The organism is Blautia aquisgranensis, from assembly GCF_040096615.1.
Lineage (GTDB): Bacteria > Bacillota > Clostridia > Lachnospirales > Lachnospiraceae > Blautia_A > Blautia_A aquisgranensis.
This window is the reverse complement of the sequence record NZ_JBBMEJ010000009.1, coordinates 1-26,513: the sequence shown is the minus strand read 5'-3', so window position 1 is coordinate 26,513 and position 26,513 is coordinate 1. Positions and strand designations below refer to the sequence as shown.

At 44.8% G+C, this 26,513-nt stretch carries 22 protein-coding genes, 1 tRNA gene and 1 other RNA gene; 21 read left to right on the top strand and 3 right to left on the bottom strand.

From position 1 onward, the window contains the following. Positions 1-29: 29 nt before the first annotated feature. The 3 genes from WMO28_RS08635 (at position 30) to WMO28_RS08625 (ending at position 5,197) form a co-directional block, all read left to right on the top strand. Positions 30-3,764 (top strand): Ig-like domain-containing protein, encoded by a 3,735-nt coding sequence (locus tag WMO28_RS08635; protein ID WP_349056690.1) that lies wholly within the window; start codon positions 30-32, stop codon positions 3,762-3,764. A 200-nt stretch (positions 3,765-3,964) separates the two neighbouring features. Further along, positions 3,965-4,038, top strand: a tRNA-Pro gene (locus WMO28_RS08630). A gap of 127 nt (positions 4,039-4,165) precedes the next feature. Next, a complete protein-coding gene (locus tag WMO28_RS08625) occupies positions 4,166-5,197 on the top strand; it encodes a DUF6128 domain-containing protein (RefSeq protein ID WP_349056689.1) in 1,032 nt (343 codons plus the stop codon). Between the two features lie 7 nt (positions 5,198-5,204). On the opposite strand, the gene WMO28_RS08620 is transcribed toward WMO28_RS08625, so the two are convergent. Continuing rightward, complete coding sequence (locus WMO28_RS08620) at positions 5,205-5,900, bottom strand: anaerobic ribonucleoside-triphosphate reductase activating protein (RefSeq protein WP_349056688.1); 696 nt, start codon at positions 5,898-5,900, stop codon at positions 5,205-5,207. 338 nt (positions 5,901-6,238) lie between these two features. On the opposite strand from WMO28_RS08620, the gene WMO28_RS08615 reads away from it, so the two are divergent. From WMO28_RS08615 to WMO28_RS08585, 7 genes are all read left to right on the top strand, one after another. Beyond that, complete coding sequence (locus tag WMO28_RS08615; RefSeq protein WP_349056687.1) at positions 6,239-7,435, top strand: helix-turn-helix transcriptional regulator; 1,197 nt, start codon at positions 6,239-6,241, stop codon at positions 7,433-7,435. A gap of 211 nt (positions 7,436-7,646) precedes the next feature. Beyond that, positions 7,647-9,077 carry an MFS transporter gene (locus WMO28_RS08610; RefSeq protein WP_349056686.1) on the top strand — a complete coding sequence of 477 codons (1,431 nt, stop codon included), beginning with the start codon at positions 7,647-7,649 and terminating at the stop codon, positions 9,075-9,077. A gap of 84 nt (positions 9,078-9,161) precedes the next feature. Further along, entirely contained in the window at positions 9,162-10,094 is a 933-nt protein-coding gene (locus WMO28_RS08605) for a nucleoside hydrolase (RefSeq protein WP_349056685.1), read from the top strand. A gap of 11 nt (positions 10,095-10,105) precedes the next feature. Continuing rightward, the gene (locus WMO28_RS08600; RefSeq protein ID WP_349056684.1) at positions 10,106-11,020 is read left to right on the top strand and encodes an ROK family protein; all 915 of its coding nucleotides are present in this window, start codon (positions 10,106-10,108) and stop codon (positions 11,018-11,020) included. 88 nt (positions 11,021-11,108) lie between these two features. After that, positions 11,109-12,515: a glycoside hydrolase family 1 protein gene (locus WMO28_RS08595; protein WP_349056683.1), complete on the top strand. Its 1,407-nt coding sequence runs from the start codon at positions 11,109-11,111 to the stop codon at positions 12,513-12,515. Between the two features lie 206 nt (positions 12,516-12,721). Then, positions 12,722-13,255, top strand: coding sequence for a tRNA adenosine(34) deaminase TadA (gene tadA, locus WMO28_RS08590; RefSeq protein ID WP_349056682.1), 534 nt, complete (start codon positions 12,722-12,724; stop codon positions 13,253-13,255). Positions 13,256-13,424: 169 nt separating this feature from the next. Continuing rightward, positions 13,425-13,862 carry a GatB/YqeY domain-containing protein gene (locus WMO28_RS08585; RefSeq protein WP_178645315.1) on the top strand — a complete coding sequence of 146 codons (438 nt, stop codon included), beginning with the start codon at positions 13,425-13,427 and terminating at the stop codon, positions 13,860-13,862. 88 nt (positions 13,863-13,950) lie between these two features. Here WMO28_RS08585 and ffs read toward each other — a convergent pair. Beyond that, positions 13,951-14,212: signal recognition particle sRNA large type (gene ffs, locus WMO28_RS08580), an RNA gene on the bottom strand. Positions 14,213-14,470: 258 nt separating this feature from the next. Here ffs and WMO28_RS08575 point away from each other — a divergent pair. The 8 genes from WMO28_RS08575 to WMO28_RS08540 all read left to right on the top strand — a co-directional run bounded on the left by WMO28_RS08575 (position 14,471) and on the right by WMO28_RS08540 (position 22,125). Continuing rightward, a complete protein-coding gene (locus WMO28_RS08575; RefSeq protein ID WP_178645314.1) occupies positions 14,471-15,553 on the top strand; it encodes an ATP-dependent 6-phosphofructokinase in 1,083 nt (360 codons plus the stop codon). Positions 15,554-15,623: 70 nt separating this feature from the next. Next, a complete protein-coding gene (gene dnaX, locus WMO28_RS08570) occupies positions 15,624-17,240 on the top strand; it encodes a DNA polymerase III subunit gamma/tau (protein ID WP_349056680.1) in 1,617 nt (538 codons plus the stop codon). Positions 17,241-17,272: 32 nt separating this feature from the next. Further along, positions 17,273-17,629 (top strand): YbaB/EbfC family nucleoid-associated protein, encoded by a 357-nt coding sequence (locus tag WMO28_RS08565; RefSeq protein WP_178645312.1) that lies wholly within the window; start codon positions 17,273-17,275, stop codon positions 17,627-17,629. Further along, the gene (gene recR, locus WMO28_RS08560; RefSeq protein ID WP_178645311.1) at positions 17,629-18,225 is read left to right on the top strand and encodes a recombination mediator RecR; all 597 of its coding nucleotides are present in this window, start codon (positions 17,629-17,631) and stop codon (positions 18,223-18,225) included. Before WMO28_RS08565 ends, recR begins: the two co-directional genes overlap by 1 nt. A gap of 42 nt (positions 18,226-18,267) precedes the next feature. Continuing rightward, positions 18,268-19,386 (top strand): substrate-binding domain-containing protein, encoded by a 1,119-nt coding sequence (locus WMO28_RS08555; RefSeq protein WP_178645310.1) that lies wholly within the window; start codon positions 18,268-18,270, stop codon positions 19,384-19,386. A gap of 276 nt (positions 19,387-19,662) precedes the next feature. Continuing rightward, positions 19,663-20,316, top strand: a complete 654-nt coding sequence (fsa, locus tag WMO28_RS08550) for a fructose-6-phosphate aldolase (RefSeq protein ID WP_015525668.1) — start codon at positions 19,663-19,665, stop codon at positions 20,314-20,316. Positions 20,317-20,347: 31 nt separating this feature from the next. Continuing rightward, complete coding sequence (locus WMO28_RS08545) at positions 20,348-21,196, top strand: transketolase (RefSeq protein WP_349056765.1); 849 nt, start codon at positions 20,348-20,350, stop codon at positions 21,194-21,196. Further along, positions 21,184-22,125, top strand: a complete 942-nt coding sequence (locus WMO28_RS08540; RefSeq protein WP_178643098.1) for a transketolase family protein — start codon at positions 21,184-21,186, stop codon at positions 22,123-22,125. The genes WMO28_RS08545 and WMO28_RS08540 overlap by 13 nt, the downstream gene beginning before the upstream one ends. Here the strand turns inward: WMO28_RS08540 and yyaC are convergent. Next, entirely contained in the window at positions 22,122-22,676 is a 555-nt protein-coding gene (gene yyaC / locus WMO28_RS08535) for a spore protease YyaC (protein WP_178643096.1), read from the bottom strand. The two genes, WMO28_RS08540 and yyaC, sit on opposite strands and share 4 nt — an antisense overlap. A gap of 161 nt (positions 22,677-22,837) precedes the next feature. Between yyaC and WMO28_RS08530 the strand changes: the two genes are divergently transcribed. The 3 genes from WMO28_RS08530 to WMO28_RS08520 all read left to right on the top strand — a co-directional run bounded on the left by WMO28_RS08530 (position 22,838) and on the right by WMO28_RS08520 (position 26,218). Further along, positions 22,838-24,172 carry a LysM peptidoglycan-binding domain-containing protein gene (locus tag WMO28_RS08530; protein WP_178643094.1) on the top strand — a complete coding sequence of 445 codons (1,335 nt, stop codon included), beginning with the start codon at positions 22,838-22,840 and terminating at the stop codon, positions 24,170-24,172. 149 nt (positions 24,173-24,321) lie between these two features. Next, entirely contained in the window at positions 24,322-25,503 is a 1,182-nt protein-coding gene (locus WMO28_RS08525; RefSeq protein ID WP_178643093.1) for a DUF5711 family protein, read from the top strand. Between the two features lie 10 nt (positions 25,504-25,513). Then, complete coding sequence (locus tag WMO28_RS08520) at positions 25,514-26,218, top strand: CvpA family protein (RefSeq protein ID WP_349056678.1); 705 nt, start codon at positions 25,514-25,516, stop codon at positions 26,216-26,218. Positions 26,219-26,513: the final 295 nt, after the last annotated feature.

Genomic DNA, 26,513 nt, shown 5'->3' with positions numbered 1-26,513 from the left:
CGCAACAGACAAAGAGGAGGATGCAAAGTATGCATAAGTGGAAGCTGTTTAAGAAATCAGCAGCGCTGGTCTTAAGCTCAGCAGTGATCGCGTCAGGAGTGCCGGTAACTGCAATGGCATCAGAGACAGAAGTATTCAATGATGCAGCAGGTGAGGAAGCACAGGAGGAAACAGTAGAGACATCCGATGTATCGGAGACAGAAGAAATTTCAGAGGTTTCATCAGAGCCAGATGGAGATTTTTCTGAGGAGATCGCAGAATCAGAAGAGATATCCGAAGAGAGTCAGGGAGAAGACGGGGCTGACTCCGTAGAAGAACTTCAGACAGAAGAAGCTGCCAATACACAGGAAACTGCTACAGATGCTTTCAGTGACGGAGATGCGTTTATGGCAGAAGCAGGAGAGGTTCTTCAGGATGCTTCTGAAATCACAGTAGCAGGTGTGAAATATCTCTGGTCCATGCAGCCGGCAGAAGGATATACACAGATCGGAACAACCGGTGTCTATGTAAAAGTTGCAGATGGTCAGACAGCCCTTGCAGGAAATCTGTACGGAACTGCAACATTGACCTATTCAGAATTTTATGCAGGTGACACTACGCAGGCAGGCTATGATGCTATTAGTTCTGCCACAACCAGCAAGAATCAGATTTTTGCAAACGAAGACAGCACAGAGGTAACATCTTCCGGATATCAGATTCAGGGTGTTAAGAATGTAAGCGTTGCTGTAGATGCAAATATCTATGCAGATGCACAGGTTCTGAAGGCTGCGGACAAGCTCCCAAAAGAAGGCGTTTATACAGAAGCATCGGGAATTACACTGAACGAAACACCTGCACAGGAAGTCGGACAATATAAAACATTGAACGCAGATGGAACTTACAGTGCCACGAAGCTGGATGTAAAAGCAACGGTAACGGATGCAGCAGCAGAGATCCAGGCACCTTCCATCTGGGGAGATTACATGCTGGTTGTGAGAGAAAACAGCACAGCATATCTCCGCAATTCCAGACAGGATACTTTTGCCGTAGGCGGAAATACCCTGGGAGCTATTGTTGAAACAGCAAGCGGAAAGAAAGTTGGGCTTCGCCATACATACGAGATCTGGGTACAGCCATATGAGCTTGCGTTCTCTAAGGATTCCAGACTTGCGGGAGAAAAGATCTCAAAAGTTACATACATTACTCCGGATGGTGCATATGTATATGAGTTTGGAGATCAAGCACCGTTTGTAAAAGCTCAGCCAGCCGAAGGCATGAGTGTTCAGGCGGCTTTTGTAAAAGGAAGCACAGATCAGGTTAAAATAGAGGGACTTGAAAAATATACAAATCCGAAGATTTCTGTATATTATACAACAGGAAGCGGACATTTCAAAAAAACCACATACATGGTTGACCACGCAGAAGCAAAAGACGGAGTAGTAACTTTTGATGCAGGTGTTGAGAGAGCTTCCGATGAGATCTATACGGTCATGATCTCCAGTGACAATTATGTAGATATGACAAAAAATATCACAACGGTTGGCGAACCGATCACAGTGGCAGGAGTATCTTATTACTGGATAAAAGGTGCTGCAGAAGGATATGCACAGATTCCGGGCACAGATGTTTACTATAAAGTGGCAAACGGACATAAAGAACTTACAGGAACACTTTATGGTACGGCAACGCTTACATACAGTGAATTTTACTCAGGAGATGCCGAGAGCCGTAAATATGACACGGTTACTTCTGCTACAACAAGGAAAGGTTCTGCATTTGGAAATGCCGATGTCCGGAACATGACAGAAAACGGTTATGAGATCACCGGTGTAAAGAATGTAAATGTTGCCACAGACGCGAAAACTTTTGCAGAAGCACAGATTCTTGTGGCAGCAGGTGAAGTACCGGAGAAAGGTGTTTATGCAGAGGCAGCAGGAATTAAGTTGAATACATTGCCGACGATAGAGCCGGGACAGTATAAGACACTTAAGGCAGACGGAACCTACAGTGCGTCAAAATTAAATGTAAAAGCGACTGTGACAGATGCGGAAGCGGTTCTGAATACATCTTCTCACTGGGGAGATTATGAGATCGATGTGAAAGAAAACAGCACAAAATATCTCCGCAATTCCAGAGATGACGCTGCATTTGAAGTGAATTCAGGAATTCAGGGAATGATTCTTGAGACAACCGACGGCGCAAAATATGGAATGCGTCATATGGATGAAATGTGGCTTCAGGTATACGAGGTTGCTTTCTCCAAGGAGGCAGGTCTTGCTGGAAAAACGGTGAATAAGATCACATACCTTATGTCTGACGGAGCATATGTATATGAGTTCAAGAATGGAATTTATATCAAACCGCAGGCAACAGAAGCCATGGCAGTTTCACCGGAGTTTACAGATAAGAATCATGTAAAGCTTACAAATCTTGATAAATATAAGAATCCGAAAGTATCTGTTTCCTATTCAACCGGTATTGGCCATGCATCCGTAACTACATATCTTGCACAGGATGCAGTGGCAGAAAATGGCGTGGTAACTCTGGATTCAGCAGCTGCAAGAGCAGAGAACGAGACATATACAGTTAAGGTTTCCAGCGATGATTATGCAGATGTTTCTGCACAGATCGTATACGGAACCATTGCGCTTAATAAAACTTCCGGTACATTATATATCGGTGCAACACAGCAGCTTAGTGTAAGCGGTGACAATTGCACAGATGTAACATACGCATCCAGCAATTCCAAAGTAGCAACAGTAGATGTAAATGGAAAAGTAACAGCAAAAGCAGCCGGAACAGCTGTGATCACAGCAAAATCTTCCATTGGAAAGACTGCAACTTATAAAGTGACTGTAAAAACGCCATCTGTGAAGCTGAATGTTACTTCCAGAACTCTTTATGTAAAAGGAGCTCCGGCAACAGTTGCGTTGAAAACTACAAAAACAGGAGTTTCCGGAACCGTAACTTACACAAGCAGTAATACAAAAGCTGCAACTGTTGATAAAAATGGAAAAGTAACGGCAAAGGCAGCCGGAACAACTGTAATTACAGCAAAATGTGGAAACTATAAAGCAACCTGCAGGATTACAGTTAAGAATCCGACAATCAAAGCAGCTGCGTCTGTAAGTACATTGTTTAAAGGAAGAACAAGCCAGATTAAAGTAACAAGAACAGGGCTTTTCGGAACCATAACTTACACAAGCAGTAATACAAAGGTAGCGTCCGTAGACAAAAATGGAAAAGTAACGGCAAAAGCAGCCGGAACAACTGTAATTACAGCAAAATGCGGAAGCTATAAAGCAACCTGCAGGATTACAGTTAAGAATCCGACGATCAAAGCCACTGCGTCTGTGGGTACTTTGTTTGCAGGTGGAACAAGTCAGATTAAAGTGACAAAGACAGGTCTCACTGCAAAAGTAACCTACACAAGCAGCAATAAATCAGTTGCAACTGTAAGTGCCAGCGGAAAAGTAACAGCCAAAAAAGCCGGAACAACTGTAATTACAGCAAAATGTGGAAGCTATAAGGCGACCTGCAAGATCACAGTTAAGAAAGGCACATTAAAACTTACATCAAAAATAGCAGTAAGTGTAAAAGCAAAGAAGACAACTGCGATCAAAGCAACTGCATCCTCCAATGCAAAGATCACTTACACAAGCAGCAACACAAAAGTGGCAACAGTAAGCAGCAAGGGTGTTGTAAAAGGCATCAAAAAAGGAACAGCTGTTATTACGGTATCCAGCAACGGAATCACAAAGAAAGTGAAAGTAACTGTAAAATAGCCATATATTTCTTCTGAATATATTATAAAAACCTTCCCAAAAACAGCATCAGACCTGCCTCGAAACAGGTCTGATGCCATAAAAAAGAAAAAATTCGATTTTTTTGAAATTTTTTAATTTTTTCTATTGACAAACCAATAAAACTCTAATATAATAGCTCTTGCAGTTGAGCAACACACAAACAACTGAAAAGAAAATATCGAAGCGTGGCTCAGTTTGGTAGAGCGCTGCGTTCGGGACGCAGAGGTCGCAGGTTCAAATCCTGTCGCTTCGACTACTGATGAGAATCCCTTGCGAGGGGTTCTTTTTTTGCGTTCACACGGATTTCGGAATCCTTAAGAGGAATGATTTTCTCTGATTTTCATATATATTAACGAAGCCAAAATACCGGAGGGACGTGCGTGGCAGGGTATCAGCGTTTTGTTGCGTATGTATATGAGTATCGTAAGGGGAAAAAAGATGGCAGCAGCGGCTATGTGAGAGTGGAGGCCAGGGATAGAAAGTGCAGGATTGAGGTGCATCTGCGCTGTGTTGGCCTGGAGCCGGGGAGCAGATGCCGGGTGTATGGATTCGTGCGGCGGGAAGGACTGATGGACGGAATCCTGATTGGAAGCTGCATGACAGGACGTGAGCGGATCGAGTGTATGCTGGAGACGGACACAGAGGATATAGGCGGCATGGGAAAAAATCTCCAGAATCTGGGAGGAATGCTGCTGATCTCAGATGCAGGAGGCTTCTGGGGGACGGAATGGGACGATCAACCTATACGGCCGGAGAATTTCCGGGAATGGAAAAAAGAGAAAAAAGTGAATGCCGATGAGAAACGGGAAGCGGGAATTGTAGTAGAAGCGGAACCGAAGAAAAAGCAAAATGCAGAAAACAAAAATACAGAAAACCAGGTAAGGGAAGAGCTGATACGGCAGGAGGAGATGCAGCAGGAAGTAAAGGAGCGGACGGCTGCGTCAGAATCCAAGACCATGATCGCACAAGAAATCAGAGAATCTGAGCAGACAAATTATTCTGGACTTCAAGGGTCAGAATCCAACATTAAGTGCTCTGAAGCGAAGCCACATAGCCAGTTGTCTAAATCGCCCGAGCACCCTGGGACACATCCCGGCACATCCTGTACCCCGTTTCCAGACGGCCAGTTCACAGACTGCCGTAAAATCAAGCCATCTGACTGTAATCTCTTATGCCGAAAAAACGGCTGCTTCTGCAGTAACCGCTTTGTTATGTATGGATATCAGAATTTCGGTCATCTTCTGCTGGGCCGGAATCACCAGGGACAGTACATACTGGGAGTTCCCGGCAGCTACAGCCAGCAGGAGCGCTTCATGGCCAATATGTTCGGCTTTCCCTATTTCAAGGAAAGTCCGGATATCCGGATCCCAGGCGGGAAAGGCGGATACTGGTACTGTTTTATCAGTATGTGAATATATGTTACAAATCCATACCACGTATTTCAACTACCGGGATCGTTCGAAGAAGAATATCCCGGTAGTTTTTCATTTCCTCTTCGGAGCAGGCACTGAAACCGGGAATCAGAACACCGTCGGAATCCCGGTACGCCTGAAGATAATAGACTTTGGCGTTGCTTAACCACTCTGCAATCTCCCGGAAATCGTTTTTGGAGTGAAGCTCACGGACTACCGTAGTTCGGAATTCGTAATCCAGACTGCCGTTCAGAAGCCAGTCTGCAGTTTCCTGAATTGCATTTATGTCAGAAGCTACTCCGGTAAGGCTGTGATAATTGGATGGACAGGCTTTGATATCCATGGCAACTTTGTTGATCAGACCCTGGGTGGCGAGGGCTTTTACCACAGAGGGACGGGAACCATTGGTATCAAGCTTGATGTCATAACCAAGTTCTTTGATTTTCTTCAGAAAATCCGGAAGCTCAGGTGCAAGTGTAGGCTCGCCGCCGGAGATGCAGACTCCGTCCAGAATTCCTTTTCTTTTTTTCAGAAAAGAGAGAATTTCATCCAGGGAATATGAGGGCTGGGAATCAGGCTCCACAACAAGAGCACTGTTCTGACAGAAAGGGCAGCGGAAATTGCAGCCTCCAAGAAAAATCGTGCATGCCACACGGCCAGGGTAATCTAAAAGCGTTGTTTTATTAAAGCCACAGATCTTCATAGATAGAATCAATCCTTTCGTTTACATAAAATAAATACCTGAATAAAAACAGACGAATCACAGCAAATCGAAATCATTACGTTTTATATTACAGATATTATAAGAATACTCTTACAGAGATAATGCTGCAAGACTGCGTTGGAAATTTATTTAACGAAAATTGACAAACAGACGCAGGATATTTTACGACTGGGAATATGTCTGGCGAAGTATAGAAAACTTGCAACACATCATTTCTGCACATTGCACAACCAGTAAAAACTACGTATAATTAGGCAAGAGCTAAAGTGGATGACAACTGTGAATACCCATACAACAAAAATGAAAGGACACAGACCATGGCAGAACATACATTGCTGAGAAAACTGGAAGTACTGTGGGGAATTCCCATTTTCTGTACAGACCAGGAAGGAAAAAATATATGCAGCTTTGGAATATTTTCCGAAAAACAGAATCCTCTGACCGTATCAGATGAACTGCTTCAGACATTGATCCGTCAGGCGAGAGAACAGGATGTGCCGGTAATATATAAGATATCCGGGAAAATTTATTTTTTCTGCATCAGCAGTGGAAGCCATTATTATCTGTCTGGTCCGGTCTGCGCGGAGCAGATGAGCTATGTGGAGATCCACCAGTTTTACAAAAAATATCATATGTCTCCGAAAGAAGAGCGCCATCCTGACAAGATGACTATGAACCGTATGCTGAATTTTGTGAGCTTTCTGTATGAAATGCTGGAGGGAAAAGATATACAGCCGGATGAACTGATGGAGAAAAATAATCTCATCGAAGAAAAAGAAATCCGGGAAGAGAATGATAAGGTCCGGATCGAGCTGGATAAAAGAGATGACGCATCCTACCATCATACCTATATGGAAGAGCGATACGTTATGGATACGATCCGGGCAGGAGATGTGGATAAGGTTAATGAACGTGCGGATGGTCTTTTTGAAAAGGCAGGAATCCTTTCGAAAAAACATTTTAACAACCAGAGAAATCTGGCAATCGTAAGCGTTACCATGGCGACTAGAGAAGCTATAGCAGGAGGAGTGGCACCAGCAGATGCCTATCGTCTCAGCGATTATCTGATCAATCAGATCGATCAGTGCCAGACTCTGGAGGAGATCATTGAACTGAACAGACGATGTCTTTATAAATTTACCAAGCTGGTAGCAGACACCAGAAAGACGAGGAATTTTTCCGGCTATACAGAACAGTGCAAGGATTACATATCCCAGAACTATCACCATAAGATCTATCTGGAAGATATCGCAGAAGCGATCGGGATCAGCCAGGGTCATCTTTCCAGAATATTTCGGCAGGATATGGGGATGAAGATACAGGACTATATTCTGAAATTCAGGGTGGAGCGTGCGGCGAATCTTCTGAAATATTCTGATGCCACGCTTTCAGATATCAGCGATTATGTGTGCTTTAATTCCCAGAGCCATTTTGGCAGTGTGTTTAAGGAATATATGAAAATGACTCCCGGGCAATATCGGGAAAAATATAAACGCAAGGAATTTTATACCTGATAAAAATGCTACCTGAGTTTATAAAAATATTAGAAATGTGTTGGAAAAATGATAAAAACATCAGAATTATGATAACAAAAACGAAAAAACTATGATTATAATATGCTTGTCGATGAGACATACCTAAGAGATCCAATCAGAGCAGGGCGCGCAGAAAATTGATATGTTCTGGTACGGATCGTTAAACCAACATAAAAGGTGGAGGAAAGAAATGCAAAAGTTAAAACACGAACCGGCATATTATGAAACGACGAAGTTCAAATGGAGACAGCGTATCGGTTTTGGTATCAGTGATTATGCTTGTAATCTTGCATACCTTCTTGCCAACACATACCTTCTCTTCTATTACACAAACTGCGCGGGACTTGCAGCTGGAGCGGTTGGATTTATGTTCGTAGTAACAAAATTCATTGATGCTTTCACAGACTACATGGTAGGTGCAATGATCGACCGTACAGATACCAAGATGGGACGTTACCGTCCGTGGATGCTTTACGGAGCACCGGTCCTTGCAGTTGGAATGGTTCTTCTGTTCTCTGTTCCTACAGGATGGAGCGCAGGTGCCAAGCTTGCATGGGCATATGTTACATACGTAATCTTCTCATTTGGTTACACTCTGGTAAACATTCCGATGGCACCGATCGTATCTTCTCTGTCACCGTCTGCAACAGAGCGTACAAAGATTTCTACAACACGTACTGTATTTTCAAACCTTGGATCACTGACATCTTCTCTGTTTGTGCTTCCGATGGTATACTTCTTCTCCGGCTCCAAAGATGCAACAGGTGCAGCACTGGCTACCGGATACCGTAACACAAACATTGTACTTGGAATCATCGTTATCGTTATCATGGCAATCTGCGTATTCTCTATCGTAGAGATCAATCCTCCGACACAGTCCGCAGGAAAGAGCTCTCTGATCAAGGATATCGGAAACCTGGTAAAGAACAAATACTACATCATGTTCCTTGGCGAAGTATTCTTCCTCTTCCTTGGATACCTTGGAATGTACGGAGCAATGCAGTATTACTACACATACATTGTTGGCGATGTAAGCGGAATGTCCCTTGCACTTACCTTACTTACTTTACTTGCTATTCCGACCATGGTTCTTGCAGCATACCTCAACGGTAAGGGAATCGCAAAGATCAAACTGATCCAGTTTGGTGCGATCGTGGATGTGATCGGTTATCTGATCCTTTTCTTCACATCAAACGGAACTGTTGCAACAGCATCTCTTGGTCTGATCGGCCTTGGATTCGGTTTCCGTTCCAGTATGTTCTTCTCCATGATGCCTGACATCTTCGATTACACAGAGTGGCAGGTAGGAAGAAACCTTGGTGGAACACAGAATGCGATCCAGGGATTTGTAAACAAGCTTTCATCTGCAGCAGCATCTGCGATCGTATCTGCACTCCTTGTATGGGGTAACTACGATGCAGCAAAACTTGATGAGGCAATTTCAAAAGGTGTAGACATTGCAACGAATTTCTCGCAGACACACACAGCAATCAACTTTGCATTTGGTGGTCTTTCTCTGATCTCCACAATTCTTGCTATTGTTGTACTGCTTCCGTACGATCTGGATAAGAAATATCCGCAGATCCGTGCAGACCTTGACAAACGTCAGAATAAGAACTAATTCATAAAACAGAAAAACAGCAAAATAAGGAGCATCGAAAGGTGCTCCTTTCTATTACGAAAAGAAATTCAGGAGGAAAATAATATGTGGAATTACGCCTATACAGTACCGGAAAACAAAAAAGTAAGGGTGATCGTACATACAGACTGCAAAAACGAGGCAGATGACCAGTATGCAGTAGCGCATCATCTCATGACACCAAGATTCGACGTAAAAGGCCTTGTTGCGGGTCATTTCTGGAAAAACCCGCAGCAGTACGGCGAGCTTGGTACTGCACAGGCAAGCTACGATGAGATCATCAAAGTTATGGATCTTATGGGGCTTAAGAATCAGTATCCGGTAAAGCTGGGTGCACCGCGTGCCCTTGAGGATGAGCATACACCAATCGATTCCGAGGGTGCAAGATTCATTATCGAGGAAGCGATGAAAGACGATAAGAGACCGTTATACATCGCATGCCAGGGAGCAATCACAGACGTTGCATCCGCACTTCTGATGAAACCGGAGATCGCAGAGCGAATGACCGTGATCTGGATCGGCGGAGCTGACTACCCAAAGGGAGGATTTGAGTTCAATCTGATGATGGATATCAATGCTGTAAACGTGGTATTCTCCTCCAAAGTGCCGGTATGGCAGGTACCGATGAGCCTTTACAAAGTGATGGCTGTTTCTCTTGCAGAGCTTCAGCTGAAGGTTCGTCCATGCGGAAAGATCGGAAAATATCTGTTTGAGCAGCTGGTAGATTTCAACCACGTAGCTGCAAAGTACGAAATGGACTGGCCACAGGGCGAAATCTGGGGACTTGGTGATCAGGGAACTATCGCTGTTCTTATGGAAGAGCTGGAAAAAGTAAGCTATGATATGGTGCCTGCACCGAGAATCGCTGAGGATATGACATACATTCACGGACAGAATAACCGTGAGATCCGTGTGTACAAATATCTGGATGCAAGACTGACACTGGAAGATTTCTTTGCAAAACTGGCACTGAACTTCGGTGATGAGAAAAAAATTTGAGGTAAAATGAAATGAAAAATTATCTGGTTTTTGATGCAGGCGGAACATTTACGAAATACGCGTTAATGGACGAAAATGCGGAAATTCTTGAAAAAGATAAGGTTCCCACACCGGATTACCGTACAAAGACAAAAGAGGACTACTATCAGGTTCTGGACGGTGTTGTGGAAAAATACAGAAACCGCATCGAGGGTATTGCAATCAGCATGCCTGGTATGCTGGATAATAAAGATGGCTACTGTGTAACTGCCGGATATCTTGCATATCTTGCAGGAAGCACAGTGGGAACAGAGCTTTCCAAGCGTTACGGAATCCCGGTTTCCGTGGAAAATGACGGAAAATGTGCCGCACTTGCGGAGTTCTGGAGAGGAAGCCTTAAGGGCTGCACAAACGGAGCTGTAGTAGTTCTTGGTTCCGGAGTTGCCGGTGGTATCATTCTTAACGGAAAGCTGTTCCGCGGAAATCATTTTACAGCCGGTGAGTACAGCTATGTATGCACAGATGCAAGCAAACCGGGAGAGCTGGACAGCTACTGGGGACTGAACTGTGGCGCGGAAGGTCTGTCCAAGATCGTGGCAAAGCATACAGGTGAGGACTGGCAGAATTACGATGGGCTGAAGATTTTTGAACTGGCAAATAACGGAGATGAAAAAGTACTCGCAGGTCTGAAGGAATATACAGACGGACTGGCAGTGCAGATCTATAATCTGAACATTTATCTGGATCTGGATATCATCGCAGTCGGCGGCGGTATCAGCCAGCAGCCGCTTCTGCACAAATATCTGCAGAGAAGTATGGATGAGGTGCTTGAGAACATTCCTCTTAGAAAAGTATCTCCATACGTACCGGAGCCGAAGCTGACAAACTGCAGATTCTATAATGACGCAAATTTAATTGGTGCTTTGTATCATTTTATGAACAAATAATTGAGGAATCCGATTATTTGTTCATGAGGAAGTAGCGAAGCGGATTCCGAATGTCCGCTTGAAAATACAATAAGGAGGGACTTATAAAATGGCATTTCCGGAGAATTTTTTATGGGGCGGTGCAGTAGCTGCCAATCAGTGTGAGGGTGCATATAATGAAGACGGAAAAGGTTTATGCACACAGGATGTAACACCACATGGAATCGTAGGACCGAGAACAGAAGAGCCTACAGAAGATAACATGAAGCTGGTAGGAATCGACTTCTATCATCGTTACAAAGAAGATGTGAAATTATTTGCGGAGATGGGCTTCAAAGTATTCCGTACATCCATTGCATGGAGTCGTATTTTCCCTAACGGAGATGAGGAGACACCAAACGAAAAAGGCCTTCAGTTTTATGATGATCTTTTTGACGAATGCCATAAATATGGGATCGAGCCACTGGTAACGATCTCTCACTATGAAACACCGCTTCATCTTGCAAAAACCTACGATGGTTGGGTAAACAGAAAGATGATCGGTTTCTATGAGAGATATGTAAGAACTATTTTTGCAAGATACGGAAAAAAGGTAAAATACTGGCTGACCTTTAATGAGATCAACTCCGTTCTCCATGAGCCGTTCTTAAGCGGTGGTATTTACACAGACAAGGATAAGCTTTCCCAGCAGGATCTTTATCAGGCAATTCATCATGAGCTGGTTGCAAGTGCCCTTGCAACAAAGATCGGTCACGAGATGATGCCGGATGCAAAGATCGGATGTATGATCTTAAGCATGCCGACTTATCCGCTGACACCATGCCCGGATGATGTGATCAAGACTATGGAGAGCGTTCATAAGAACGACTTCTTCGGTGATGTTCATGTACGTGGATATTATCCTGGATATATGAAACGCTATTTCCGTGAGAACAACATCGAGATTAAATTTGAGCCAGGCGATGAGGAGATTCTGAAGAACACTGTGGACTTTGTTTCTTTCAGCTATTACATGAGCATCTGCGAGACAGCAGATCCGGAAAAGAGAGTCGGCGGAAAAGGTAATATCATGGGTGGCGTTCCAAACCCGTATCTGGAGGCTTCTGAGTGGGGCTGGCAGATCGACCCGAAGGGACTTCGCTATGTGCTGAACTACTACTGGGATCGTTATCAGAAGCCGCTGTTCATCGTTGAGAACGGACTGGGCGCAGTGGATAAGCTCGTAGAGAAGGATGGCGTTCTGACGGTAGAGGATGACTATCGTATCGATTATCTCCAGAAGCATCTTCTCCAGGTAGAGGAAGCCGTAAAAGATGGTGTAGACGTTATGGGCTACACTTCCTGGGGCTGCATCGACCTTGTCAGTGCATCCACAGCAGAGCTGAAAAAACGCTACGGTTATATCTATGTAGACCGTAACGATGACGGAACAGGTACTCTGAACCGTTATAAGAAAAAATCCTTCTACTGGTATAAAGATGTGATCGCTACGAATGGTGAATCACTTCACAAATAAAACGAACAGATAAAAGTAAGAAAACGCTGCAGAAGCTGATATGAAAAACTTCTGCAGCGCTTTTTGTATACATGTTAAACGAATTTGACACAGAATAGCTGGAAAGCTATAATCGAACAGAGTACAGATACAGACATATTTATATATCATAAATAAATCAGAAAATCAGAGAATTACGTAATTTTTGAAATACAGGAGGAACATAAGTGACAGATCAGGAACGTTTTATGAAAGAGGCGATCCGCCAGGCAAAAAAAGCCCGCGCACTGGATGAGGTGCCGATCGGCTGTGTGATCGTATACGAAGGCAAGATCATAGCCAGAGGCTACAACCGCCGCAATACCGACAAAAATACGCTGTCTCATGCAGAACTTAATGCTATCCGCAAAGCCAGCAAAAAACTGGGAGACTGGCGTCTGGAGGGCTGTACCATGTACGTGACACTGGAACCCTGCCAGATGTGCTCCGGGGCTCTTGTACAGTCCAGGATCGATGAAGTAGTGATCGGCTGTATGAACCCCAAAGCAGGCTGTGCAGGTTCTGTTATGAATCTTCTTCAGATCGAAGGCTTCAACCATCAGGTGAAGATCACAGAAGGCGTTCTTGAAGAAGAATGCTCCGAGATGCTTTCTACATTCTTTCGCGAGCTCCGTGAGAAGAAAAAACAGGCGAAGATGCTGAAAAAACAGGAGGCAGAACGTTTGGCAGAGCAACAGGTGCAGGCAGAAGCATCAGAATAAAAGCGGAGAACCGAAGACAGAACGAAGAAAGTTCTGCACGATTTTCTCTTGACAGGAGCCCTTGAAAATATCAAAATAAAACCATAAATGGATTTCAGATAAAAGACATCCATTCAGAAAAATATGAGAGCCGTTTATACAGAAACGACAGGAAAGGGAGGATCACACAATGGAACTTGAAGTATTAAGAAAAGACATGGTAGCAGCAATGAAGGCTAAAGATAAGGTAACGAAGGAAGCAGTTTCCGCACTGATCGCAGCAGTGAAGAAAGTTGCCATCGATGAGGGCTGCCGTGATGATATCAAGGGTGATCTGGTAGACAGAGTTATCCTGAAAGAGCTTAAGACAGCGAAAGAGCAGATCGATACCTGCCCTGCAGACCGTACAGATCTGAAAGAAGAATATCAGGCAAGATACGACATCATTGCAAAATATGCTCCGAAGCAGATGGATGAGACAGAGATCAAGGCTTATCTTGAGGAAAAATTCTCCGATGTTCTTGCAACCGGAAACAAAGGTCAGATCATGAAAGCAGTCATGGGCGATCTGAAAGGTAAGGCTGACGGTAAGCTTATCAATCAGGTAGTTGCCGGATACTGCAAATAAAATAAGACAAAAAAATCCCGCCGGATCAGTCATAAATGATGAATCCGGCGGGAATGCTGTTTATATAGAGATCATTATAATCTTTTTTACGCGCGCCGCACCTCGGAATGGTCTCACAGACGTTACCTCTACAGTTAACTCAGCCCAGGCACCCTCACGGCACACAAGAGCTTCTGCTTAGTGCTGCTGCATTCCTGCCCTGACACGGTTCACAGATTCCTGTTGCGTAAGACCCAAACGTCAACGCCACTTATAGAGGGCTGCTCCACAAGATACAAGCCTCAGATTGGCATCACCCCTGCTGTAGCGGATTGCAGGTACAGGGCACCGCTATCTCCCCGGCTGCGCGGAATTTAATTATAGACTCTCGGCGTGGATTTGTCAAGGCACGGCAGACAAATTTATATATCCTTTTCCTGTACAGAAGCTGCTCTGTTTTGTGACTGCCTGTACATTTTCAAGAGGTTTTTTGGCTATTGTGCACAGACTGAAAATGCTTTATAATATTATAATGTGTAAAACTCTTTAAAAAGAGAAAATAATGTAGCTGTTTCCGAAACAGCAACAAATAAAATGTGCACATAAGAGAGCACAGAATGGAGGACGCTATGATCAAAAGAATCGGTCTGCTGACAAGCGGCGGTGACTGCCAGGCACTGAACGCAACTATGAGAGGCGTTGTGAAGGGACTGAGCAACAGCGTTGAAAACCTTGAGGTATATGGATTTGATGATGGTTACAAGGGTCTGATCTACGGGAAATACCGTATGCTCACAAGCAAGGATTTTTCCGGAATCCTGACTCAGGGCGGTACTATTCTCGGAACATCCAGACAGCCGTTCAAGCTTATGCGGGTGCCGGATGAGAAGGGACTTGACAAGGTTGAGGCCATGAAACAGACTTATTATAAGCTCTGTCTTGACTGCCTTGTGATTCTCGGCGGAAACGGTACACAGAAAACAGCCAATCTTCTTCGTGAAGAGGGATTAAATATCATTCATCTTCCGAAAACAATTGATAATGATATCTGGGGAACTGATATGACCTTCGGTTTCCAGAGCGCGCTGGAGATCGCGACGAATGCAATCGACTGCATCCATACAACAGCAGCATCCCACGGACGCGTATTTATCGTTGAGATCATGGGACATAAGGTTGGAAGTCTTACACTGAATGCCGGTGTTGCCGGTGGCGCAGATGTAATCCTGATCCCGGAGATCCCGTATGATATCAACAAGGTTGCGGAAGCCATCCAGAAGCGTAATAAGGCAGGCAAACGTTTCACCATTCTTGCAGTAGCTGAGGGAGCCATCTCCAAAGAAGATGCAGAGCTTCCGAAGAAGAAATACAAAGAAAAACTTGCAGAAAGAGCGAAGAAATATCCGTCTGTATCCTATGAGATCGCAGATCAGATCCAGCAGGTAACCGGAAGTGAGGTACGTATCACAGTTCCGGGGCATATGCAGCGAGGCGGAGAGCCATGTGCATATGACCGTGTTCTTTCTACAAGAATCGGTGCAGGTGCAGCACAGGCGATCATGGATGAGGAATATGGTGTAATGATCGGTGTCGTCAACGGCAAGATCAAACGGGTTCCTCTTGCCGAATGTGCAGGCAAGCTGAAGATGGTATCACCGAAGGATCAGCTTGTAAAAGCAGCCAAACAGATTGGAATCAGCTTTGGCGATTAATCAATTATAAGTCATCTGGCCGCCGCGGGAGTGTTTCCGCGGCGACTGTGGCGAAGAGAAGGAGTGTTTTATGAGTTATACTGCTCTTTACCGTAAATTTCGTCCTGATAATTTTGACGATGTAAAAGGACAGGATCATATTGTGACAACACTGACTAACCAGATCAAGGCGAACCGTATCGGACACGCATATCTGTTCTGCGGAACAAGAGGTACTGGTAAAACTACCGTAGCGAAGATCCTGGCGAAGGCAGTAAACTGCGAACATCCTGTCAATGGCAGTCCCTGCAACGAATGTGCCATGTGCAAGGCTATTCAGGCAGGAACCGCTATGAATGTGATTGAGATCGATGCAGCCTCCAACAACGGTGTTGACAACATCCGTGAGATCCGTGAGGAGGTAGCCTACCGTCCTACAGAGGGTAAATATAAGGTTTACATCATAGATGAGGTGCATATGCTCTCAACAGGAGCCTTCAATGCCCTTCTGAAAACTCTGGAAGAGCCGCCTTCCTACGTTATTTTTATTCTGGCGACAACAGAGGCACATAAGATCCCAATCACGATTTTGTCCAGATGTCAGCGCTATGATTTTCACAGGATCTCCATTGACACCATAGCGGCCAGACTTTCCGAGCTTCTTGCGGCTGAAGGCGTGGAGGCAGAGGAGAAGGCAGTCCGCTATGTGGCAAAAAAAGGCGATGGCTCCATGCGAGATGCCCTGAGTCTTCTGGATCAGTGTATTTCCTTTTATCTGGGACAGGTACTCACCTATGATAAAGTCCTGGATGTTCTGGGAGCGGTTGACACGGAGGTGTTCAGCAAGCTGCTCCGCAAAGTTCTTTCAGGTGATGTGACAGGCTCCATTCATGTGCTGGAGGATCTGATCACAGGCGGCCGCGAGCTGGGGCAGTTTGTAACGGATTTTACATGGTATATGCGTAATCTTCTTCTTGTGAAGACTTCTGAGAATCCGGAGGAAGCGATTGATGTTTCGTCAGAGAATCTGAAGCTTCTTAAGGAAGAGAGCGAAATGACAGATGTGGAGACACTGATGCGTTACATCCGTATTTTTTCGGATCTGTCCAATCAGATCCGTTTTGCAAGCCAGAAGCGCGTTCTTGTGGAGATCGCGCTGATCAAGCTTTGCAGACCTGCGATGGAGACGAATCTGGATTCTGTTCTGGACAGACTTCGTGTGCTGGAGAAGCAGATGGAGGAGCGGCCGGTGCAGCAGGTGATCATCCGGGAGGGTGATGCCGGGGCTGTGCAGGAGACGGGAATGGCCGGAAGTGAATCTCAGATGAGGCAGCCGGCTCCGCAGAAAGCAGCACCAGAGGATCTGCAGAAGATCGTAGCAGGATGGAGGACAATTGTGGGACAGACCACAGGGCTTTTCAAGCAGTCCCTGCAGAGAGCGGTTCCGAAATATAACGGAGAAACAGGAGATCCGGTTCTTTATATAGAGTTTCAGGATTTTCTGGGACAGAATTATGTAGATAATCCGGAAGCGCAGAAAGAGCTTCAGGATATTATCGCAGCGAAAACAGGAAAAAATGTGGAGATTCATATGCTGGTAGCCAATAAACATCAGCATACCAATCTTGCACAGATCACAGTGGATGATGCACTCCGGGAGAATATCCACATGGATATTGTAGTGGAAGAGGACCCGGACGAAACATAAAAATAAAAAACAAAGATCAGGAGGATTTTTTTATGGCAAAAAGAGGTGGATTCCCAGGTATGGGTATGCCGGGAAACATGAACAATCTTATGAAGCAGGCGCAGAAGATGCAGCGTCAGATGGAAGAGAACCAGAAGGCTCTCGAGGAAAAAGAATTCACTGCAACTGTAGGTGGCGGAGCTGTTGAAGTTACGATCTCCGGTAAACGTGAAGTAACCAAGGTTAAGCTTTCCGAAGAGGCAGTAGATCCGGATGATATCGAGATGCTTGAGGATATGATCGCAGCAGCAACAAACGAAGCTCTTCGTCAGGTAGAGTCTGAGTCCGCAGCAGTAATGTCCAAGCTTACAGGTGGCCTTGGCGGATTAGGCGGAGGCCTTCCTTTCTGATGGAATACTACAGCAGCCATATCAACAAGCTTATTGAGCAGCTTTCCCATCTTCCGGGAATCGGAGCAAAATCAGCCCAGAGGCTTGCTTTTCACATCATGAATATGCCGAAGGATCAGGTGGAACAGCTGACCGCGTCCATCACAGATGCCAGACAGAACGTTCAGTACTGTAAATGCTGTTATACACTGACTGATCAGGAGCTTTGCCCGATCTGCGCCAATCCGAAGCGTGACCACAGCACGATCATGGTCGTGGAGAATACCAGAGATCTGGCAGCCTACGAAAAAACAGGCAAGTTTGACGGAGTTTACCACGTACTTCATGGCGCGATCTCCCCGATGCTGGGAATCGGCCCGGATGATATTAAACTGAAAGAGCTGATGAAGCGTCTTCAGGGGGATGTGCAGGAAGTTATTGTGGCGACCAATTCCAGTCTTGAGGGAGAGACGACAGCCATGTATATCAGTAAGCTGATCAAGCCTACAGGGATCAAGGTAAGTCGTATTGCCAGCGGAGTTCCGGTGGGCGGCGACCTGGAGTACATTGACGAGGTAACACTTCTCCGGGCACTGGAAGGCCGTGTGGAATTATAAGTCTTAAACAGCAGCGCATCATAAAAAAGGGAGGTGAGAGTGGTGGCAAAAAAGAAAGCAACTTCTTCCGATGTGGCAGAAAGAGCGGGGGTTTCCCAGGCAACGGTATCTATGATCCTGAACCGGAAATATAATGTTTCTTTTTCCAGGGACACAGTAGAACGCGTGGAACAGGCAGCCAGGGAGCTCGGGTATGAGCTGCCGGGACGCCGGAAACATAAGGGAAGCCGTCGGGAAAAGCTGATCGTTGTTTTCTGTCCGACACTCACAAGTCCTTATTATGTGCTGCTTCTTCAGGGGATTGAGGCAGTGGCCAATGAACAGGGATATGGGGTCTTTATCTGCAATACGCAGCGTGATGCAGGTCTGGAAGAAAAATATCTCCGGATGATGCAGACCATGCGCCCCGGCGGAATTATTTACACCTGTAATCCCCACCCGGATTTTCAGCACCAGGTAGAAAAGATCGCAAAAGAAATTCCGCTTGTTATCATCAGTAACAAAGAAAAAACCACCACTGTAGATGCTATCAATCAGGATAATACGGTTGTGGGAAGAATGATGGCAAGACATCTGCTGGATCTGGGACATACAGACGTGGCATTTATCACACCGCCTCTGACGAGAAGACAATGGCAGAGATCCAAGCGAGTGGAAGGTTTTGTCCGTGAATTTGAAAAAGAGGGCAAAAAAGATCACGTGATCATCAAGGCGGCAGATGAGTCCAATGACAGAAGGATTCCGCGTATGGATTCTGAGTATGCCATGGGCTATGAGCTGACCATGGAGCTCCTTAAAGAAGGGAAAAAATTCACGGCTATTGCAGGCCAGAATGATATGATGGCGATCGGTGCGATTGATGCACTCCGTGAGATGCATCTGCATGTGCCAAGAGATGTCTCTGTCATTGGCTGTGATAATATTTTCTACTCCGGGATCCGCAGGATATCCCTGACAACGATCGACCATTTTGTTGCACTGAAGGGCAGAGATGCCTGCGACATCGTTATCCGGAAGATCGATATGAATGACAAGTTTTACCTGGATGAAAGACCGGCCAGTCTGTACAATATTGAGTATACTCCGAAGCTGATCACACGCAGCACAACGGGGTATGCAAAGGTAGGCAGAAACATGTCTGAACAGCAGAAAAATAAATGATGAAACACGAATTATTAGTAATAATATAAAAGAAGACTTTCACAAATACATTTAGGTGTAAAAGCTTTAAAAACTGGTATTTACAGTGATATTTGCTCCGTGGGAATATAGTTGTAAGCTGTTATGGGTGAAAAAATTGACAGACGCTATTAATAAAAAGAAACTTTATTAATAAAATATTTATTAATAAAAAATAATCGTCTTGACCCTCGCAATGAGTTTGTTATAATGGAATCATCAATAAAAAGAACGAACGTAAAACAGGAGGAAAAAACAATGAAATTTTTTATCGACACAGCCAAAGTAGAGGATATCAGAGAAGCAAATGACATGGGTGTTATCTGTGGTGTTACAACCAACCCGTCCCTGATCGCCAAAGAAGGAAGAGATTTTAACGAAGTAATCAAAGAGATCACAACAATCGTTGACGGACCGATCAGCGGTGAGGTTAAAGCTACAACAACAGACGCTGAGGGAATGATCCGTGAGGGTCGTGAGATTGCAGCGATTCATCCGAACATGGTAGTTAAGATCCCGATGACAACAGAGGGCCTGAAAGCAGTTAAGGTTCTTTCCTCTGAGGGAATCAAGACAAACGTTACTCTGATCTTCTCCGCAAACCAGGCACTCCTTGCTGCAAGAGCAGGTGCTACATATGTATCTCCGTTCCTTGGAAGACTGGATGATATTTCTACAGATGGTGTTGAGCTGATCCAGCAGATCGCTGAGATGTTTGCAGTTGCAGATATCCCTACAGAGATCATCGCAGCAAGCGTTCGTCATCCAATGCACGTAACAGCATGTGCACTTGCAGGTGCTGATATCGCTACCGTACCATTCAAGGTAATCGAGCAGATGACACATCATCCGCTGACAGATGCAGGTATTGCGAAATTCCAGGCTGACTACAAAGCAGTATTTGGTGAATAATCGAGAATAACAGGGCACAAAAAAAGGAGATATTTTTAACATGGATAAGTTAGAACTTCAGAAAGTTGCGAATGAAGTCCGCAAGGATATCGTAACAGCAGTCCATGCAGCAAAGGCCGGTCATCCGGGCGGATCCCTTTCTGCAGCAGATGTATTTACTTATTTATATTTCGAAGAGATGAACATTGACCCGAAAGACCCGAAGAAAGCAGATCGTGACCGTTTTGTACTTTCCAAAGGTCATACAGCACCGGGACTCTACTCTGTACTTGCAGAGAGAGGATATTTCCCGAAAGAAGACCTTAAAACACTTCGTCACCTTGGCTCCTACCTTCAGGGACATCCGGATATGAAACATATCCCGGGTGTTGATATGTCCAGCGGATCTCTTGGACAGGGAATCTCCGCAGCAGTAGGAATGGCTCTTTCTGCAAAACTGAGCAACGATGACTATCGTGTATACACACTGCTTGGTGACGGCGAGATTGAGGAAGGCCAGGTTTGGGAGGCTGCAATGTTCGCAGGCTTCCGTAAGCTTGACAACCTGGTTGTTATCGTAGATAATAACGGACTTCAGATCGACGGTAATATTGCAGATGTATGCTCACCGTACCCGATCGACAAGAAATTCGAAGCTTTCAATTTCCATGTGATCAATGTTGCTGATGGTAACGATATGGATCAGCTGAAAGCTGCTTTTGATGAGGCAAGAGCTACCAAGGGTATGCCGACAGCTATCATTCTGAAAACTGTAAAAGGTAAAGGCGTTTCCTTCATGGAGAACGCTGTAGGCTGGCATGGAAAAGCTCCGAATGACGAGCAGTATGCACAGGCAATGGAAGATCTGGAGAAGGTAGGTGAAGCGTTATGTCAGAAGTAAAGAAAATCGCAACAAGAGCAAGTTACGGCAGTGCTCTTGTAGAATTAGGTAAAAAACACGAGGATCTTATCGTTCTGGACGCTGACCTTGCTGCAGCTACACAGACTGCAATGTTCAAAAAGGAATTTCCGGAGCGTCACATCGACTGCGGTATCGCAGAGTGCAACATGGTTGGTATTGCAGCAGGACTTGCTTCTACAGGTAAAGTTCCGTTTGCAAGTACTTTCGCAATGTTCGCAGCAGGACGTGCTTATGAGCAGGTTCGTAACTCCGTTGGATATCCGAAGCTGAATGTGAAGATCGGTGCAACTCACGGTGGTATTTCCGTAGGTGAGGATGGTGCCACACATCAGTGCCTTGAGGATTTTGCACTTATGAGAGCAATTCCTGGAATGATCGTTGCAAGCCCTTCTGATGATATCGAGGCTAAGGCTATGGTTGAGGCTGCTTACGAGCATGAGGGACCTGTATACATGAGATTCGGACGTCTTGCGGTTCCGGTTATCAATGACAGACCAGATTATAAATTTGAGCTTGGAAAAGGTATCGTTCTCCGCGAGGGAAAAGACCTGACCATTATCGCAAATGGACTTTGCGTTGCTCCTGCTCTTGAGGCAGCTGAGAAGCTTGCAGCAGACGGAATCGATGCAAAGGTTATCAATATCCATACAATCAAACCGCTTGATGAGGAGCTTGTTGTTGCAGCTGCCAAAGAGACTGGCAAGGTTGTAACCGTTGAGGAGCATTCCATTATCGGCGGTCTTGGCGGAGCAGTATGTGAGTGCCTTGCTGAGAAGGCGCCTGTACCGGTTAAACGTATCGGAATCAACGATGTATTCGGCGAGTCTGGCCCGGCAGTAGAGCTTCTTCACAAATATGGTCTTGATACAGAGGGAATCTATAACCAGATCAAAGACTTTATTGCTTAACAGGAAATACGTTCTGCTTCTGAGGGGAGGATCCGGAGGATACCATCGGCAATGGCATCAGCCAGTGAGATCACAGTAGAGAGCCGCGTTGTCTGCAGCGTAAGCTGTTCCAGCATTCCGGCGATATTTACGATACCTGTGATATGGATATCCCCTACAGGAGGAAGATTTTTCTGAACACCGGCACCTGGGTAGAGTGCACCATTTCCAATGGTGACATAGCCCAGGTGCTTTTTTTGTCCAAGAGAAGCATCAATGGCGATCACAAGGGCATGCGGATGAAGTTGTCCGATCAGTTCAGAAAATTTTTCCAGGTTCAGGGCATGTACAGGATCGGAGAGAGTTCCGTACACAAAAATACGGGCACTTTCGTGCGGATGGAGCAGATGTCCGATATATGGGCCTAAACAGTCACCGGTGATACGGTCGCTGCCGATACATAAAAATACGATCTCAGTCCATTTTTTGGGACAGTGAAGAATACATTTTTTCAGGAGATATGCAATTTCACCGGAAGAATTGGTTTTTCTGGAGTCAATATAAAAGGCCATGGGGCACCTCGACTTTCTTCTTTTCCATTCATCTTATCCTGAAAAAGGAAAAATTATGCACGTTGCAGAATCTGTCGGCAAATTCTTGGAAAAGCATCTTACATTATGATAAATTCCGCGTTTTTACTGTGTTATGCTGTTGTCCGAAGGGGTGATATCAGATGATAGAGGTCATTTATAAGGAGGAAACCGGAGAACAGGATACAGTGCAGGAACCGTTTGCTATGCCGCGGAATGTCCGGCAGATCGGACTGGCCAACGGGAATTACAGAATCTATGTAGAGGATTATGTGTATACGTTTCTGAGTACTCTGTCAGCAGAGTCAAAGAACCAGGGAAAGATCGCTGTTCTTACAGGGGAGATTAAATGGACGTCAGATATGACCTGTATCTTTGTAAAGGGTGCGCTGGCAGCGGATGATATGGAGGCGGCAGCGGAACATATTGATTTCTCAGAGGAAATATGGAAAAAGCTTCAGGAGGATAAGGAGAAGTATTTTCCGGATCAGGAGATCGTAGGATGGTTTTTTGCACAGAACCAGGTTGCGACGGAGATTACGGAGCTTTTTGTAAAAGTGCATCTCCGGTATTTTGGCGGTGAAAAAATCCTGATGCTTATGGAACCGGGGGAACGGGAAGAAGCATTTTTTCGCTATGATAACGGAACCCTGGTGAAAGTGAACGGATATTATATTTATTATGAAAAAAATACTCAGATGCAGACCTATATGATAGAACGGAACCAGAACACAGGACCGGAGACATCTGAACAGGTGGAGGACAAGGCTGTCAGAAATTTCAGGAAGATCATTGACAGTAAAAAACCGGAAGAAAAGGAGGCGGAAAAGACCTCCGTTTTTTCTTATGCGGCAACAGTATGTCTTGCTCTGGCTGTGCTGGCAACGGGAGCGGCTTTTTTTCAGAACAGACAGACCGGGACGGGAATTTCTGAAGAGACACAGACTGCGTCCGCAGTTATCGCGCAGATGACACCGGTATTGACGGAGAAAGCAATGCAGACAGCTACACCTGCGATCACGCAGGTTTCGGAAGAGAAGGAGCAGGAAGAGAAACTTTTGAAAGAAGAACCGGAGATTACAGGTATGCCCACAGAAACAACAGCTCCGGCTGAAAAGGCAAGTGAAAGCATAACAGTGACGCCGGTGCCGGAAATAACGAAATCAGGTCAGAAGAGGTCGTCGGATTCAGATATGGAGAATAAAGAAAATACTCAGAAAAAGACTACGGAGGCAGAGCAGAGGGAAGACAATACGGACAATGAGAAAAAGACAACGCAGCAGAGTGAACAGCAGACAGCGGAAACAGCAGCAGCTGCTGGTACACCGCAGACATATGTGATCCGTCCGGGAGATACTTTGTATCAAATTAGCCTGAGCCGTTACGGAACTGTGGATGCAATGGAAAAAATCTGTGAGCTGAACGGAATTTCTGCAAGTGAGATCATTTATCCGGGTCAGGTAATTGTTTTACCATGACAGATTGTGCTATAATAACTGGAAGGTGTCGGGAGAAATTTTTTGCCCGATATTATTTGCAAAAAAGTTGATAAATCAGAAATAAGGTAAGGAATACAGTTGTGAATATCATAAAAAGAATTCAAAAAAAACAAAAGCGAAAAAAGCTGATGAAACAGAAGGCAAAACTGGCACAGGAACAGACTGCACACGAGAGCTCTTCTCATAGAAGAAGCCACCGCCACAGGATTTCCGGAACCGGGAAAAAAGTGATCGCAGTTGTGACTGTAATAGCTGCCATCAGTCTTGTTTTTCTCTATGCAGAAAAAAGAAGCTATCACAGCTATAAAGTGCTTCAGACGAGCGAGCAGGAAGATGTTGTTTCCACACAGTATATTGAGATGGATGGTGATATCTTAAGATACAGTCCGGACGGCGTTTCTGTAGTGGACAGCAGCATGAACACAGTCTGGAATGAAACTTATACCATGCAGAATCCGATCGCAGATGTGAACGGAAGCAGAGCGGTTGTTGCGGACAGCGAGGGTACATCGCTGTATATCTGTGATAAAAAAGGAATCACAGGAACAGTTACGACATCTTATTCTATTGTAAAGGTCCGCGTGGCATCAAATGGAATGGTAGCCGCGATCCTGAATAATGATGAAGATACATGGATTAATTTTTATAATCCGGATGGCAGCCTGGTTGCTGAGAATCTGACGAAGATCGATGACCCGGGATATCCTATGGATGTTGCTGTTTCAGACAATGGTGTGATGATGGTGACATTCCAGTATGTTGACGGAAGCAAAACGACAAGCTATGTAGCTTTTTATAATTACGGAGATGTGGGACAGAATGAGGATGACAGGATCGTAAGTGGCTATACTTATGAAAATGTAGTGATTCCGCAGGTGGAGTGTATCAGCGAAAGTCAGTATATCGCGCTGCGTGATGATGGATTTTCCACTTATCAGGGTAATCAGATCCCGAAAGAAAATAAGACTGTCAATGTAAAGCAGGAGATTGTGAGCACGTTTTTTGATACGGACAGAATCGGTCTGGTATTTAAAAACAATAACAAGGGTGATCAGTACACTATGGAAGTTTACAATATGAGCGGCCAGCTGAAATTCCGGAAGAATTTCAATGTGGCTTACAGCACCATAAAAATGAGCGGTGGAAATATTATTATGTATAACAGCTCCCAGATCTGTGTGATGAACAGCCGTGGTGTGCAGAAATATATGGGAAGTGTAGATGGAACAGTCCGTGACTTTTTCAAGATCGGCTGGAATAAATATCTCATGGTGATGGACAGCGGAGTCAGCACCATAAAATTCAGTTAAGGAGGCAGATATGAGCTGGACATGGCTTGGACTTGCTGTGCTGGTGCTGCTTGCCTTTTCCATGGCGGATGGGTACAGACACGGCTTTGTGAAAGAAGTGGTGTCTGTATTGCTTGTTCTGCTTTCCGTTGTGGTAGTCTGGATGATTAATCCTTATGTGAATACATTTATCCGGGAGAATACTTCTGTTTATGAAAAGATCCAGAATGTCAGCGAATCGTTTGTGGAATCACTGGCAAATGGAAATGACACAATGGATGAGGAACAGCAGGATGAACTGATCAGCGGAATGGGGCTTCCTGGACTTTTACAGAATGGAATCACAGAAAATAATACAGCAGCGGTATATCAGCAGCTGGCAGTAAACACTTTTGGGGGATATGTATCCAGGTATCTGGCTAATATAGCAGTGAACTGTCTGTCTTTTCTGATATCTTATATCCTTGCGTCTGTTCTGATTCGCGTGTTTGCCTATGCGCTGGATATTCTGGCAAGACTTCCTGTGGTGAGGGGAATCAATAAGCTGGCAGGTGCTCTGATCGGCGGAGGGAAATGTATCATCTTTGTATGGGTAGCTATGCTGGTACTGACGATTCTGTGTAATACAGAGATAGGACAGAAAGGACTGGGACTGATCCGGGGAGATACTGTCCTCAATTTTCTTTATGATAAAAACATTTTTATCCGTATTTTTGCGGGATTATTTTATCAGTAACAGCACGAAAACCGTATTCCGGGCGAAAAATAAGCCTGTGGAATACGGTTTTTGCACGTAAATGTGGGATTTTCAGGGAAAAATAGATTTTTTTGGATTTTTTGTAAAAAACATGTTGACAGGTATTGGAAAAGATGATATTCTATCAGAGCTGTTGAGAGCAAATTGTTTTTGCGAAGCAGATAACAATAATATGTTTCAGAAAAAACAAAAAAGCTGTTGACAAAAGACAGAAGATATGATAAAGTATCCAAGTCGTCAACGAAACGACAACGAAATCTCGATTCAAAAAAGT

What these genes read in the sequence shown, in the direction of transcription:
- yyaC (WP_178643096.1), bottom strand. Translation starts at nt 22,676, where the DNA reads ATGGCCTTTTATATTGACTCCAGAAAAACCAATTCTTCCGGTGAAATT.
- WMO28_RS08530 (WP_178643094.1), top strand. Translation starts at nt 22,838, where the DNA reads ATGATAGAGGTCATTTATAAGGAGGAAACCGGAGAACAGGATACAGTG.
- WMO28_RS08600 (WP_349056684.1), top strand. Translation starts at nt 10,106, where the DNA reads ATGAAAAATTATCTGGTTTTTGATGCAGGCGGAACATTTACGAAATAC.
- WMO28_RS08605 (WP_349056685.1), top strand. Translation starts at nt 9,162, where the DNA reads ATGTGGAATTACGCCTATACAGTACCGGAAAACAAAAAAGTAAGGGTG.
- WMO28_RS08520 (WP_349056678.1), top strand. Translation starts at nt 25,514, where the DNA reads ATGAGCTGGACATGGCTTGGACTTGCTGTGCTGGTGCTGCTTGCCTTT.
- WMO28_RS08575 (WP_178645314.1), top strand. Translation starts at nt 14,471, where the DNA reads ATGATCAAAAGAATCGGTCTGCTGACAAGCGGCGGTGACTGCCAGGCA.
- WMO28_RS08540 (WP_178643098.1), top strand. Translation starts at nt 21,184, where the DNA reads ATGTCAGAAGTAAAGAAAATCGCAACAAGAGCAAGTTACGGCAGTGCT.
- WMO28_RS08620 (WP_349056688.1), bottom strand. Translation starts at nt 5,900, where the DNA reads ATGAAGATCTGTGGCTTTAATAAAACAACGCTTTTAGATTACCCTGGC.
- WMO28_RS08595 (WP_349056683.1), top strand. Translation starts at nt 11,109, where the DNA reads ATGGCATTTCCGGAGAATTTTTTATGGGGCGGTGCAGTAGCTGCCAAT.
- WMO28_RS08635 (WP_349056690.1), top strand. Translation starts at nt 30, where the DNA reads ATGCATAAGTGGAAGCTGTTTAAGAAATCAGCAGCGCTGGTCTTAAGC.
- WMO28_RS08615 (WP_349056687.1), top strand. Translation starts at nt 6,239, where the DNA reads ATGGCAGAACATACATTGCTGAGAAAACTGGAAGTACTGTGGGGAATT.
- WMO28_RS08610 (WP_349056686.1), top strand. Translation starts at nt 7,647, where the DNA reads ATGCAAAAGTTAAAACACGAACCGGCATATTATGAAACGACGAAGTTC.
- WMO28_RS08585 (WP_178645315.1), top strand. Translation starts at nt 13,425, where the DNA reads ATGGAACTTGAAGTATTAAGAAAAGACATGGTAGCAGCAATGAAGGCT.
- recR (WP_178645311.1), top strand. Translation starts at nt 17,629, where the DNA reads ATGGAATACTACAGCAGCCATATCAACAAGCTTATTGAGCAGCTTTCC.
- dnaX (WP_349056680.1), top strand. Translation starts at nt 15,624, where the DNA reads ATGAGTTATACTGCTCTTTACCGTAAATTTCGTCCTGATAATTTTGAC.
- WMO28_RS08525 (WP_178643093.1), top strand. Translation starts at nt 24,322, where the DNA reads ATGAAACAGAAGGCAAAACTGGCACAGGAACAGACTGCACACGAGAGC.
- WMO28_RS08565 (WP_178645312.1), top strand. Translation starts at nt 17,273, where the DNA reads ATGGCAAAAAGAGGTGGATTCCCAGGTATGGGTATGCCGGGAAACATG.
- fsa (WP_015525668.1), top strand. Translation starts at nt 19,663, where the DNA reads ATGAAATTTTTTATCGACACAGCCAAAGTAGAGGATATCAGAGAAGCA.